The following is a 12780-nucleotide window of genomic DNA, read 5'->3' as shown; positions in this document are numbered from 1 at the left end:
ACCTTCTGTGCGCGGGGTCCGCGTGCCTAGGTCGTCGGGAAGGTGATCTTCCAGCTGTTGATCCTGCCGACGTCCTGGGCCGCCTGGTCCTGGACCTTCAACTGCCAGGTGCCGTTGGCGACTTCGGTTGAAGCGTTGACCGTGTAGGGCTCGGTGACGTTGTCCGCTGAGTCCGAGGAGCTGAAGGGCTTGAGGCGGTACGTCGAGCCGTCCGGTGCCACCAGGTCGACGACCAGGTCGCCGCGCCAGGTGTGCGTGATGTTCGGCGTCACGATCAGGTTCGACGGTGCGTTTCCGGCCTGGCCGGAAACAGTTATCGAGGAGGTGACAGCGGCTCCGTTGTCCGGAATCGATACCGCGGTCGTGTTCTCGAAGGACGTGCCGCCGCCCCCGCCGCCGGGCCGGGTGCCGACGTTGATGCCGGCCCAGGCGTTCTGCACGGCCGTGTACTCGGCGCTCGTGGTGCCGTACAGCTCACCCGCGACCGCGAGCGTGCCGGTGCGGGCCGCCGCGTAGTTGGTCGTGGTGGTGAACTTGGTGGTGAGCGCCTTGAACCAGATCAGCGCGGCCTTGTCGCGGCCGATGCCGGTGACCGGCAGTCCGTCGGAGGTCGGCGAGTCGTACGGGACGCCGTTGACGGTCTTGGCGCCGCTGCCCTCCGAGAGGAGGTAGAAGAAGTGGTTCGCGGGGCCCGAGGAGTAGTGGACGTCCACCGAGCCGATCCCCGAGTACCAGCTGTCCTTTGACGCGCCGTCCTTGGAGGGCTTGTCCATGTAACGCAGCGGGGTGCCGTTGCCGTTGATGTCGATCTTCTCGCCGACCAGGTAGTCGCCGACGTCGGAGGAGTTCCCGGCGTAGAACTCGACGGCCGCCGCGAAGATGTCGGAGGTGGCCTCGTTCAGACCGCCCGACTCACCGCTGTAGACGAGCCCCGCGGTGTTCGCGGTCACGCCGTGCGTCATCTCGTGCGCGGCCACGTCGATCGACGTGAGCGGCTTGGCGTTGCCCGAGCCGTCGCCGTACGTCATGCAGAAGCAGGAGTCCTGCCAGAAGGCGTTGACGTAGTTGTTGCCGTAGTGGACGCGGGAGTACGCGCCGACGCCGTCACCGCGGATGCCGGTGCGGCCCTGCACGTTCTTGTAGTAGTCCCAGGTCAGCGCGGCCCCGTAGTGGGCGTCCGCGGCGGCAGTCTCGGTGTTCGAGGCGGCGCCGTTGCCCCACACGTCGTCCGGGCCCGAGAAGAGCGTGCCGGTGCCCGACGTGCCGCGGTTCAGGTTGTTGGTCCTGTGGTTCCCGCGGGTCGGGTCCGTGAGGTTGTACGTCGACCCGGACTGGGCGGAGCCGAGCGTCACCGAGCCGCTGTACTGGGTGTTGCCGGTGCCGTTCTCGACGCCCTGGTACTCGAAGAGCTTCTTGCCGGTGGCCGCGTCCGTGATGACGTGCAGCTCGTTCGGGGTGCCGTCGTGCTGGAGCCCCCCGACGACCGTCTCGTAGGCGAGGGTCGGCTTGCCGCTCGCCGCCCAGATCACCTTGCGGGCGCCGTCGGCCTCGGTCCTCTTCGAGCCCTCGGCGGAGGCTGCCTTGAGTGCCTGCTTCTCGGCGACCGCCGGCTTCACGGCGGCGCTGGTGGTGAGCCCTGTGAGCCGGGCCTTCACCGCCCGGGTGACGCCCTTCGTCTTCCCCGACCCGGCGGTCTCGACCACGAGGTCGCCGCCGAGGACCGGGAGTCCGGCGTAGGTGCGCTCGTAGCGCGTGTGGACCGTGCCGTCCGCGTCCTTGACGACATCACGGACGACGAGCTTCTCCTTGGCGCCCAGGCCGATGTCCGCCGCAGTGTCCGCCTTCGCGGAGTCGGCGTCGCTCAGCAGCGCGGCGCGCTGGGCGGGGGAGAGCTTGACCGACAGGGAACCCTTGTCGAGCTTGCCCGGGGCGGGTGGGGCGTCGGCGGTCGCGGCGCCCGTCTGGACGGCCGCGGCGAGCAGGGCTGCGACGGCGACGAGTGCGCCGGCCGCGGCCTTGCGGGGGACGGGGCGGGCGGTGGGTCTGTGGGAGGTGCGTCTCAACACGGACTCCTTCTGCGTGGCCACGAACACATGGCCAGGGGGGACCGGGCGGCCGGGAGCCGTCCGGGCAGAACAAGACGGAACGCAGAACCACGTGCATGCGGAGCTGTTTGCGTGCGGAGCCATCGGCCACGCCACAGCTGTTCCTGTGAGGTTGCTGTGGGGTGGTCGTGGGAAGAGTGGCAGGAAATTGCCCGCACTGTCAGGTGCGCATCAACAAGTTGGCCGGAAAGGCTCCGTTGTCCGGATGTTCGTGTTCGGTATACGGACTTGATGCCGGGCTGCCGAACCGCAGAAGTGTGGATCGCGGAACTGCGAATCGCCGAAGTGTGAGTCGCTGAACCGGTCAACTGCCGTGCGGGGCACGGCGGGACTGGATCCGGGACCGGGACCGGGACCGGCGCGTGTGCGACCGGTCCCGGCTCCGTGCGCAGGTCCGTCGGGTGAGCCCGGCGGCTCAGCGGGTGCGCAGCGAGGCGCTGATGGCTCTGCCCGCCTGGGCGACGCCGTCCGCGAGCCGTTGCAGCGGGGCCGACGCGTCGGTCACCACGCACAGCGAGGCCGTCGGCGAGTGGCCCGCCCCGTACAGCGGCGCGGCCACGCAGGACACACCCGTGACCGTCTCCTCGTGGTCGAACGCGACGCCCCGCTCCCGGATCTCCTCCGCGTCCGCCGCCCAGGACAGCGGCAGCGGGCCCATCGGCAGACCGGGCCGCGCACCGGCGACGAGCACCTTGCCGGCCGCGGTCGACCAGGGGTACATCGCGCCCGGGCGCACCGGAACGATCTCGTCCACCTCGCCGGGAACCGCGGCGACGACCATCGTGCGGCCCTCCCGCAGCACGTTGACGGCCACCGTCGCGCCGGTCGTCCCGGCCAGGCGGCGCACCGGCCCGCGTGCCGCGCGCAGCAGCCTCGGGTGCGGCTGCCAGCTGCGGCCCAGCCGGAAGATCCGCGAACCGATGCGGTAACTGCCTCCGCAGCGCTCGATCGCGCCCAGCTCGACCAGCTGTCCCAGGAGGCGGTGTGTGGTCGCCTTCGGCAGACCGCTGTCCGAGGCGAGTCTGGTCAGTCCCGCCTCTCCGGCCCGCTCCACGGCCTCCAGCAAGGAGAAGGCCCCCTCCAGGACACCCCGGCCGTCAGTGGACCGCGGGATCGTCGCCCCGAACCGTGGCACCTGCTCCACATCGCTCAACGACATGCTTGTCATCCCCCGTGTTTCCCGTTTCCCCCGTGTGTCGCGCGTGCGGCCGTCAACGGGCGGCGGCCGGCGCCGATTTCAACGAATCACCGGTCGTGCACCAGGTCAACGTCATCCGCCGCCGTCCGCCCGCTGTGTCCGGACTCACACAGAGCCACCTTGGAGTAGAGGGCGACCAGGGCCAGACCGGCGCTCATCGACAGCAGCAGGATCCGGTACGGCATCAGGCCGACCAGGATCGCGCCGAGGCCGATCGACACGGCGAACGGCACGTTGACGGCGAAGTTCAGCGCCCCCGAGATCCGTCCGGTGAGGGCGTCCGGTGTGCGGCGCTGGGCCGCCGTGGTGATGCCGACCACCAGCGGCGGGGCGCCCGCACCGGCGAGGACGGCTCCGGCGACCACGAAGGGCAGCCCCCCGCCCGTCTGCAGCAACAGGCCTGCGGAGAAGCAGCAGAGCCCCGTGGTGATCTTCCGGAAGTCCCCGACACGGCTGCTCAGGGCGGTGACGAGCGCGCCCGCGGCGACCGACCCGATGCCCTCGGCACTGGTCAGGAAACCGACGTACGATGCCGGGCGGCCGATGCCCTCCACCACCGCGAAGACGACCGCCTCCGCGAAGCCGATGGTCAGCCCGAAGACGAAGCCGGTGAACAGGAGCCGCCGCAGCACCGGGACCCCCGCCATGTGCCGGATGCCCGCGGCGGCCTCGGACGCGAGCGACTCGTCCTCCGCCTCCGGCTCGTCGGGCACGCCAGGCGCGGGAGGCTTCGGCTCCGTACCGCCGCGCTCCTGTCCGCGCCGTGTGCCGTGCGCCGGGATCATCGCCACGCACAGGGCGGCGACGACGAAGGTGGCGGCGTCCAGCACGATGACGGTCCGGGCGCCGGACGCCGCGTAGAGCAGGGCGCCCGCCGCGGGTCCCGCCAGTTGCATGGTCTGCCGGACCGTCGCCAGCATGCCGTTGGCCCGGCCGAGCGACTCCTCCGGGACCATCGAACGGCTGAGGCCGTTCACCGCGGCGGAGATCACCCCGTCGGCCAGCCCGCCGCACACGGCCACCAGATAGAGGATCCACAGGTCGCCGCGGTCGTGCACGGCGAACAGCGGGCCGAGCATCGCGGCCGATCCGAGTCCGGCCGACACGAGCACCGTACGGCGGGGGAAACGGTCGGCCACGAGCCCGGTGAGCGGGGCGGCGAACGCGGGCAGCGTGCCGGCGAAGATCATGCTCGCGGCCAGGGCGTTCGACCCGGTCAGGTCCTTCACCCACATGCCGAAGACGATCGCGAGGAGCCAGTCCCCGAAGGTGCTGACGGTCACCCCGGCCAGCAGCAGACGGAAACCCCGGTGCGTCCACAACGACGGTTCCGCCGTGTCGCGTCCGCCCCTCATGCCCCGGCGAGTCCGACCTTGGCGGCGGGCAGCACGAAGTCGATGTGAGCGCCGCTCACGCCGTCGCCCACACCCATGTGCACACCGGCGGCACCCTCGTTGATCTGCGAGTTGACCGACCAGTCGAGGTCGTCCAGGATCCCGGTGTTCGTGCCGAACGAGAACTCGACAAGACGCGAGCCGCTCTCTCCCGCGCACAGGGCCAGTTCGCTCGCCCACTCCTCGCCCCCGCAGACGGCGGACACCACGTGGCAGTTCTCGACCCGGACCAGCATTCCGCCGGCCTCGGCCACCCGGGCCGCGATCTCCCGCGCCTCCTTCAGGGCCGGTGCGTCGAGGTCGAGTTGTGGATGCCGTGCCACACACAGGCCGTCGGCCCAGAAGGTGCCGTCGGCGGTGTACGAGGCCTTGTCGGTGTCGGTGCCGGTGCCGGTGTCCGTGTCGGCGCCGACGTCGAGGCTGCTGTCGATGTCGACCTCGAAGTACTCGGCGATGCTGACGAACTCACCGATCTCCAGCAGCGGTTGGAGGCGGGTGACCACCACGATGTCGTCCCGCACGATCTGGAAGGTCAGCGAGGTGCGGTCGCCGGCGACGACCAGCGGGCGCCGGGCCCTGCGCAGCACCGAGGTCCAGTCCCGGTTGCCCTTCGCGGACGCGGCCAGGTCGCTCGCCAGCATGAGGTCGAGCGAGTAGCGCGCGGCACCGGGATCCGGGTCGAAGGACACCAGCGGCACCCAGAGCACCCGGCTCCCGGCGAACAGCTCGTGCAATGCCTCCCGAGGGCCGAGGCTCGCATAGTCGCAGCCGACGAGAACCACGGACCCGGGCGGTTCCGATACCTCCGCCAAATGCTCGCTGGGCAGCCCCCGCTCCGTCATCAGATCCACGACGTACTGCCGGTCGGAGATGAACAGGACATCTCCGTCGGGAAATACGGAACGCAGACCCGGCCATACTTCGAATACGTCTTTCATCTTTCCCCCGTCGGTTTTTCCGTTCTTGTCCCCGAGAGCGCCGGGCCCGCCACGACGTGGGCGGGCCCGGCAAGTGGATCAGACGCGATCAGTAGACGTACGCCTTGACCGGACGGTCGAAACCGAGCTCGGCAAGGGTGGTCACGTCGCGCTCGGCGGAGTCCTCCAGGTCGCCCAGAAGGTCGCTCGCCTGCGTTCCCATGTTTTCCTTCGACATTTTCCCGACTCCCTTTTTAACCATCCAGATCGGTGTCTGGCTGCGTTAGATATTCCGGGAGGCGTTATGGCTCGCACAAGCGCGGTTCCGCTCAGCGGACCCGAGGGGAAAGGAGTGGCGGATCACGGTTCAGGAAGGGCGTGGGTGCTCGCCGTGCCAGGAGTGCCACAGGGCCGCGTAGGCGCCGCCGGCCGCCACGAGGTCCTCGTGGGATCCGAGTTCGGTCAGCCGCCCCGCCTCCATCACGGCCACCCGGTCCGCGTCGTGCGCGGTGTGCAGGCGGTGCGCGATGGCGATGACGGTGCGCCCTTCGAGCACGGCGGCCAGCGCACGCTCCGTGTGACGTGCGGTGGCCGGGTCGAGGAGCGCCGTGGCCTCGTCGAGGATCAGGGTGTGCGGGTCGGCCAGCACCACCCGGGCCAGGGCCAGTTGCTGGGCCCGCGAGCCGTCCGCGACGGGGGATCCGGCGGACCGGGCGTGGCCGGCGGCCGGGGGACGGCCGCGGGGGCCCAGCTCCGTGTCGAGCCCGTCCGGCAGCTCCCTGACCCAGTCCTCGGCGCCGACGGCCGCGAGCGCCGCCCACAACTGGGCGTCGTCGGCGTCCGGTTCGGCGATCAGCAGGTTGTCGCGGACCGTGCCCAGGAACACGTGGTGCTCCTGGGTGACGAGCACGACCTGCCGTCGCAGCTGCTCCGGGTCCAGACCGGCGATCGGCACCCCGCCGACCGTCACCGTGCCGGAGCGCGGCACGTCGATGCCCGCGAGCAGCCTGCTCAGGGTCGTCTTCCCGGCGCCGGAGGGCCCGACGACGGCCAGCCGCTCCCCGGGCCGTACGGTCAGGTCGACCCCGCACAGCACCTCGCCGCCGCGGTCGTACGCGTATCGGACCCGCCGTACGTCGATCCGGTCGTCCGCCGGTGCGGGGGACGCCGACGGCGATCCCGACGGTGCGGTCCGCGGGGCCCGGCCGAGGCCCTCCACCCGCGCGAACGAGGCGCCGCTGCTCTGCAGTTGCTCCACCCGCATCAGGATCGTGTCGAGCGGCGACTCCAGCTGGCGCAGATACAGGGCCGCCGCGACCACGGCGCCCACACTCATCGCGCCCCGCGCGTGCAGGGCCCCGCCCACCATCAGCACGACGGCCACGGGCAGCACGTTCGAGATCTCCACGCTCAGGAAGAACACGGACCGCAGGTTCAGCGTGTGCATGCGGGTGCGGCGGGACGTGTCGAGAGCGTTCCGGCTCGCGGTGACGCGCCGCCGCTGCAGGCCGAACGCCTCGACCGTGCGCGCGCCGGACGTGGTGGCCGAGACGATCTCGGCGACCTCCGAGGTGGCGGCGCCCTCGGCGAGGTAGGCGGGGCGGGCCCGGCGCAGATACCACCGCAGGGCGAACCAGATACCGGCCTGGGCGAGCACCGCGCAGACGCCGAGCAGCGGATCGAGCACGAAGACCGCGCCGATGACGAACAGCGCCTGCACCGAGGAGATCAGCAGCTCGGGCCCCGCGTCGCGCAGGGTCGTGCCCACAGCGGCGACGTCGGCGGTGCCGCGGGCCGTCAGATCGCCGGTGCCCGCCCGCTCCACGACGGACGCGGGCAGTGCCAGCGCCCGGTCGACGAACTCCTCGCGCACCCGCGCCAGCGTCCGCTCCCCGAACCGGTGCCCCACGAACCGGGCGGCCCGCGCCAGCAGCAGCTGGGCGGGCGCGCACACCAGGATGACGAGCGCCAGCCGGTCCACGGCGGCGGCACCGCCGCCCGCCCGGACCTCGTCGATGATGCGGCCGAGCAGCCACGGGCCGGCCAGACCGGCAGCGGCGGCCAGCGCGTTCAGGACGAGCACGGCGGCGAAGGCACGGCCGTCCGCGCGGATCAGCCGGGCCGCGGCGGCGCGCACGTCGGCCGGTTCGGCGACCGGCAACTGTGTGCTCATCGCACGACCTCCTGCGTGTCGCGGGCCACCAGCGCCCGGTATCCCGGCTCCCCGTCGAGGAGTTCGCGATGTCCGCCGACGGCCGCGACCTTGCCGTCGACCAGGTAGTACACGGTGTCCACCTGGTCGAGCACCAGGGGCGAGGTGCTGGTGACGAGGGTCGTGCGGCCGGTGCGTGCGGCGCGCAGCCGGGCGGCGACCGCGGCCTCGGTGTGCGCGTCGAGCGCCGAGGTGGGCTCCACGGCGAGCAGCACCTCGGGGTCCGCGAGCAGGGCCCGTGCCAGGCGTACGCGCTGCCGCTGGCCCCCGGAGAGGCTGCGGCCCTGCGCGTCGACGGCCGAGTCGAGCCCGTCGGGCAGCCCGAGCACGATGTCGTCCGCGACGGCCGCGTGCACGGCCCTGTCGACGGCCTCCTCGTCCTGGTCCTCCCGGTGGCCCAGGAGCAGGTCGCGCAGGGTGCCCGCGAACAGGTCGGCCTCGTTGTCGGCGACCAGGATGCGCTCCCGTATCCGCGGCAGGGCGATCGTGTCGAGACGTACGCCGCCCCAGGTCGCCGACGACGCGGTGTACCGGCCGAGCCGGTCGACCACGGCTGCGGACTCCGCCGGACGGGCACCGACCAGCGCGGTCAGCGCACCCGGCACCACCCGGACACCGGACTCCGGATCGTGCAGCACCGAAGGCTCCGCGGGGGCGTCCAGCGGGAGGTCCGCGGCGGGGTCGTCGGCCATGAGGGGCTCCAGGGCCAGGAAGCGTACGACGCGTCGGGCGGCCACCACACCCCGGCTGATCTGGTAGCCGCACTCGACGAAGAACGCCACCGGTGCCACGAGGACCGCGCCGTAGCCGTACACGGACACCAGTTCGCCGACGGTCAGCGACCCCTGGGCGGCGAGCCGGGCCGCCAGCCAGGTCACCACGGCCAGGAACACCGTCGGCAGCCCCACGCCGAGCGCCTGGAGCCAGCTGGTCACCGACCCGACCCGGTACCCCTGTTCCCGCAGCCGCTGCGAGTCCCGGCGGAAGGCGTCGGCGAACAGCCCCTTCCCGCCGAGGCCGTTGAGGACCCGCAGTCCGCCGGCGAGGTCGCCGATCCGCGCGGTCAGCGTGCCCTGCAGCTCGCGGTACTCCGTCTCCGTGCCCTGCAGCCGCCCCATCAGGGGGCCGACGAGGACGACGATCACCGGTATGCCGATCAGGACCACCGCGGCCAGCGGCGGCGAGACCGCCAGCAGCAGCCCGGCCACGACGACATAGGCGACGACGGCGCCGACGCCGGGCCCCACGACGGTCAGTGCCTGGCTGATCGTCAGCACGTCACCGACGCCGATCGTGACGACCTCGCCGGTCCCGGTCTGCCGGGACAGCCCGGCACCCAGCCGGGTCGCCTGCCCCACCACGAGCTTCACCGAACGGAAGTTGGCGTCCATCCGGACCTTGGTCATCGTGCGATGGCGCAGGACACCCACCCCGGCGTTGAACACCCCGAGGCCCAGCAGCGCCGCGGACCAGCCGGCCAGCGCCCCCCGGTCGCCCGGCTCCAGCCCGTCGTCGATCGCCCGGGACAGCAGATACGGCGTCAGGGCGATGAGCACCAGCCAGGTGGTGGCCAGCACCGCGCCCGCCGCCGACCGCCCCGGCTGCCGGGTGACCAGCCACCACAGGAACCGGCCGCCGCCGCGCAGGACGGGCACTCCGGGATCCTCGTACGCGAGGCGCTCCACGCGGCTCATCCGACACCCGCGGCAACGCCGGAGTCCGAGCACGGGGAGCAGCGGCGGCATCGCTGGTCGGTGAGCAATCGGAGGTCCTCCGCGATCTGATCGGTGACGACGGCCGGGGTCGCACCGGGCGCGCTGAACTCCGGTTCGGGCGGCCGGAGTTCACCCCCTATGTAATCAGTGCGGTGCTGCCTGGCCGCGACCGGTGGGAGCGCCGGGAACACGGGGACCGTCGGAGGACTCCGACGGGCCGGTCGTCGGCTTCCCGGCCTTCCTTCGCGTCGTCCGGCCCCACGGCTTGAAGACCGACAGCACCATCGCGAGACTCAGCAGCACCATGGCGGTGACGGCGAGGAACGCGACGAACCAGATGTCCCGCAACGGCTGTTCGCCCGAGGACAGTTCGGTGATCGGGCCCAGGAACGCCAGCAGCATCACGCAGGCGACGGTGTTGAGGACCAGCTTCACCGCGACCCACCAGTAGCGGACGAGTCCCCACTTGGTCGCAAGGCCCAGCAGGACACCGGTGACGAGGCAGACCACCCCCGCCGCGAGAGCCGACAGCAGGAGCGGCACGACGAAGTAGTCGGCGAGTGCCTGGTACACGGCGGTGCGGTCGTCGCCCGCGCGTGACCAGCCGATCGCCACCAGGACGGCGGAGACGACATCGATGCCGATCCAGACTCCCGCCGACACGACATGCGTGACCAGGATGCTCTTGCGCAACCGGGCGGGGATGCGCCACCGGACTCGGTTCACCCGGGCCGCCGGGGTGGTTCGGGGTGGTTCGGGGTGGGGCGAGGGTACTCATGGTCGTCCTTGTCCGCGGAGTCGTGGGGGTACGGGTCAGGTGCGGTCGATCAGCAGGTCCGGGCTTGCCTCAGGCGGTGAGCACCTCCAGTGCGGCGGCGTGCACACCCGGCGCGGCGGCGAGGTAGCTCTCGCCGGCCAGGTCCCACGGCTTGCCCTCCAGGTCGGTCACGACGCCTCCGGCCTCCTGGACGAGCAGCACGCCCGCCGTGTGGGACCGGACGTTGTCGAACTGCCAGTGCAGGTCCAGCCGGCCCGCGGCGACCTGGGCGAGCTGCTGGGTGACCGGTACGGAGATCCGCACATGCAGGGCGGAGTTCGTCATCGCGGTGAAGGCGGCGCCCGTCCGCCGCGCGAGATCGGGGTGGTGACCCGGCTGGGCCTGGCCGGTCCCGGCCAGCGCGCCGTCCAGCGACGTCTTGGCCGAAACGCTCAGCCGTACGCCGTTGAGGAACGCCCCGCCGCCCTCGGTCGCGGTGAACATCTCGTCGAGGACCGGGAAGTGGACCACCGACAGCACCGGGCGGCCGTCACGGACGAGGCTCACGCCGATGTTCCAGTCGGGCATGCCGTGCACGGCGTTGACGTTGCCGCCGACCGGGTCGACGAGCCACCACTCGCCCGTGGCCAGCGGTCCCGATCCGTGTTCGTCGTTGAGCCATTGCGCGCTCGGCAGAGCCTCGGCCAGCGCCGGGTGCAGCGTGTCGACGACGGCCGCGTCATTGGCCTGGAGCTGCGCGAGGAGCTCGGGGAGCGCGGGCGGGCGGGACTCGGTGGAGTAGCGGGTCATCATCCGGGCACCGGCGCGGCGGACGGCGGCGACGGTGGCGGCAAGCAGTGCCTGGTTCTGGGTCATGGGGTCCTCCTGAATTGATCGAAGTGGATCTATGGCTTGTTAAGATTTACGTTCATGCAACTGGACTTGAATCTGCTGACCGTGCTGGACGCCCTGCTCGAAGAGGGCAGCGTGATGGGCGCGGCCGAGCGGCTGCACCTGTCCTCACCCGCGGTCAGCCGTACCCTCGGCAGGCTTCGCGCCGTCACCGGGGACGACATCCTGGTGCGCACCGGCCACTCGATGACTCCCACCCCGTACGCGATGTCGGTACGGGAGGACGTCCACCGGCTGGTCAGGCAGGCGCACGAGGTGCTCGCGCCGATCCGTGAGCTGGACCCGGCCGGGATGGACCGCACCTTCACGATCCAGTGTCATGACGCGGTGGCCGCGGCCCTGCTGCCGGTGCTGGTCGGGAGGATCCAGGAGCGGGCTCCCGGGGTGCGGTTGCGGGTGCTGGCGGAGACCTCCGTCGACACCGACGACCTCCGGCACGGCCGCGTCGATCTGGAACTCGGCGGCGGCCGGGCGAGTCTGCCCGAGTTCCGGTCCGAGCGGCTCGGTGAGGACCGGCTCGTCGTGGCGATGCGCGCGGACCACCCCTGTGCCGCCGGGCTGGACCTGGCCTCCTACGCGGCGCAGCCGCATGTGGTGATCTCCCGGCGGGGCCGGCTCACCGCGCCGATCGACGACGTGCTGGCCGCCGAGGGTCTGCGGCGCCGGGTGGTCGCGGCGGTGGCGACGGTGGCCACCGCCCTGCGGATCGCGGCCGGCGGTGACGCGCTGGTCACCTGCACGGAGATCCTCGGAGGCCCGCTCGTCGAGGCGTTCGGGCTGGTCACCCGGCCGCTGCCGATCGAGACGCCGGCGGCGGCGATCCACTGCAACTGGCACCAGCGCTACGATTCCGACCCCGCCCACGCCTGGCTCCGCGAGCAGGCCCGGGCCTCGATCGAGGAGATCACCGGCGGCTGACCGCACCGGCCGACTACTGCGCCAGCGGCAGGGCCACGGCGCCGGGACGGCGGGGCGTCTCGGCCTCGTCGAGCATGGCCGCGGCGACGGTCTCCCGGCTGACCTTCGCGCCGAGGTCGAAGGGCGGCCCGGCCTCCAGGCCGACCGTGCGCCGGTGGGGGCTTTCCGGTCCGTCGGCGAGCATCCCGGCGTGGAAGACGGTGCCGCCGGCGGCGAGGACGGTGTCGTCGGCCTCGACCTTGTCCGCGAGCCGGTCGCCCAGCGCCCTGGCGAGCATGTCCGCGCCCTCCCCGGCGACCGCGGCCGATCTGCCGGTGCCGTAGGCGCCGAGCCAGATGACGCGCCGCGGGCCGGCGGCGACCACGGCCCGGGCGCCGGTCAGCAGGATTCCGGCCCGGTCCGTGCCGAGCGCGGACAGGACCACGGAGTCCTTGTCCACGACGGTGGCGATGCCTGCCGCGTCGGTCACGTCGCCCGCCACCTTGCGCAGGTTCGGGGAGTCGGGAAGGTCGATCCGCTCGGGGTCACGCGCGACGGCGGTCACGGTGTGGCCGCGTTCCAGCGCCTGTCGGGTGAGGGCGATTCCGGTCCGGCCGGAGGCCGCGAGGACGGTGAGGTTCATGCCGAGAACGCTAGAGAGTCACCCACTTAA

11 protein-coding genes are annotated in these 12780 nt (G+C 72.0%); 1 reads left to right on the top strand and 10 read right to left on the bottom strand.

Annotated elements, in window-relative coordinates:
* Nucleotides 1-26: 26 nt before the first annotated feature.
* The 9 genes from OHS59_RS14680 to OHS59_RS14640 all read right to left on the bottom strand — a co-directional run bounded on the left by OHS59_RS14680 (nucleotide 27) and on the right by OHS59_RS14640 (nucleotide 11174).
* A complete protein-coding gene (locus tag OHS59_RS14680) occupies nucleotides 27-2066 on the bottom strand; it encodes a M4 family metallopeptidase (RefSeq protein WP_328493843.1) in 2040 nt (679 codons plus the stop codon).
* A 454-nt stretch (nucleotides 2067-2520) separates the two neighbouring features.
* Nucleotides 2521-3264 (bottom strand): IclR family transcriptional regulator, encoded by a 744-nt coding sequence (locus OHS59_RS14675; protein ID WP_328493842.1) that lies wholly within the window; start codon nucleotides 3262-3264, stop codon nucleotides 2521-2523.
* An 86-nt stretch (nucleotides 3265-3350) separates the two neighbouring features.
* Complete coding sequence (locus tag OHS59_RS14670) at nucleotides 3351-4658, bottom strand: MFS transporter (RefSeq protein WP_328493841.1); 1308 nt, start codon at nucleotides 4656-4658, stop codon at nucleotides 3351-3353.
* Nucleotides 4655-5635, bottom strand: a complete 981-nt coding sequence (locus tag OHS59_RS14665) for a hypothetical protein (protein WP_328493840.1) — start codon at nucleotides 5633-5635, stop codon at nucleotides 4655-4657. The genes OHS59_RS14670 and OHS59_RS14665 overlap by 4 nt, the downstream gene beginning before the upstream one ends.
* Before the next feature lie 88 nt (nucleotides 5636-5723).
* The gene (locus OHS59_RS14660) at nucleotides 5724-5852 is read right to left on the bottom strand and encodes a hypothetical protein (RefSeq protein ID WP_328493839.1); all 129 of its coding nucleotides are present in this window, start codon (nucleotides 5850-5852) and stop codon (nucleotides 5724-5726) included.
* A 129-nt stretch (nucleotides 5853-5981) separates the two neighbouring features.
* Entirely contained in the window at nucleotides 5982-7787 is a 1806-nt protein-coding gene (locus OHS59_RS14655) for an ABC transporter ATP-binding protein (protein WP_328493838.1), read from the bottom strand.
* Nucleotides 7784-9520, bottom strand: coding sequence for an ABC transporter ATP-binding protein (locus OHS59_RS14650; protein WP_328493837.1), 1737 nt, complete (start codon nucleotides 9518-9520; stop codon nucleotides 7784-7786). Before OHS59_RS14650 ends, OHS59_RS14655 begins: the two co-directional genes overlap by 4 nt.
* Before the next feature lie 165 nt (nucleotides 9521-9685).
* Complete coding sequence (locus OHS59_RS14645; protein WP_328493836.1) at nucleotides 9686-10234, bottom strand: hypothetical protein; 549 nt, start codon at nucleotides 10232-10234, stop codon at nucleotides 9686-9688.
* A 154-nt stretch (nucleotides 10235-10388) separates the two neighbouring features.
* A complete protein-coding gene (locus OHS59_RS14640; protein WP_328493835.1) occupies nucleotides 10389-11174 on the bottom strand; it encodes an inositol monophosphatase family protein in 786 nt (261 codons plus the stop codon).
* Nucleotides 11175-11228: 54 nt separating this feature from the next.
* On the opposite strand from OHS59_RS14640, the gene OHS59_RS14635 reads away from it, so the two are divergent.
* The gene (locus tag OHS59_RS14635) at nucleotides 11229-12128 is read left to right on the top strand and encodes a LysR family transcriptional regulator (RefSeq protein ID WP_328493834.1); all 900 of its coding nucleotides are present in this window, start codon (nucleotides 11229-11231) and stop codon (nucleotides 12126-12128) included.
* A 13-nt stretch (nucleotides 12129-12141) separates the two neighbouring features.
* Here OHS59_RS14635 and OHS59_RS14630 read toward each other — a convergent pair whose 3' ends face one another.
* Nucleotides 12142-12750: an NAD(P)-dependent oxidoreductase gene (locus tag OHS59_RS14630; protein ID WP_328493833.1), complete on the bottom strand. Its 609-nt coding sequence runs from the start codon at nucleotides 12748-12750 to the stop codon at nucleotides 12142-12144.
* Between the last annotated feature and the right edge of the window lie 30 nt (nucleotides 12751-12780).

Origin of the sequence: Streptomyces sp. NBC_00414 (assembly GCF_036038375.1) — a bacterium.
Lineage (GTDB): Bacteria > Actinomycetota > Actinomycetes > Streptomycetales > Streptomycetaceae > Streptomyces.
This window is presented reverse-complemented; position numbering and strand designations above follow the sequence as displayed.

Bases quoted from the DNA above. Each gene is read 5' to 3' on its own strand.
- OHS59_RS14675 (WP_328493842.1), bottom strand. From the start codon at position 3,264: ATGTCGTTGAGCGATGTGGAGCAGGTGCCACGGTTCGGGGCGACGATC.
- OHS59_RS14630 (WP_328493833.1), bottom strand. From the start codon at position 12,750: ATGAACCTCACCGTCCTCGCGGCCTCCGGCCGGACCGGAATCGCCCTC.
- OHS59_RS14665 (WP_328493840.1), bottom strand. From the start codon at position 5,635: ATGAAAGACGTATTCGAAGTATGGCCGGGTCTGCGTTCCGTATTTCCC.
- OHS59_RS14640 (WP_328493835.1), bottom strand. From the start codon at position 11,174: ATGACCCAGAACCAGGCACTGCTTGCCGCCACCGTCGCCGCCGTCCGC.
- OHS59_RS14660 (WP_328493839.1), bottom strand. From the start codon at position 5,852: ATGTCGAAGGAAAACATGGGAACGCAGGCGAGCGACCTTCTGGGCGAC.
- OHS59_RS14635 (WP_328493834.1), top strand. From the start codon at position 11,229: ATGCAACTGGACTTGAATCTGCTGACCGTGCTGGACGCCCTGCTCGAA.
- OHS59_RS14655 (WP_328493838.1), bottom strand. From the start codon at position 7,787: ATGAGCACACAGTTGCCGGTCGCCGAACCGGCCGACGTGCGCGCCGCC.
- OHS59_RS14650 (WP_328493837.1), bottom strand. From the start codon at position 9,520: ATGAGCCGCGTGGAGCGCCTCGCGTACGAGGATCCCGGAGTGCCCGTC.
- OHS59_RS14670 (WP_328493841.1), bottom strand. From the start codon at position 4,658: ATGAGGGGCGGACGCGACACGGCGGAACCGTCGTTGTGGACGCACCGG.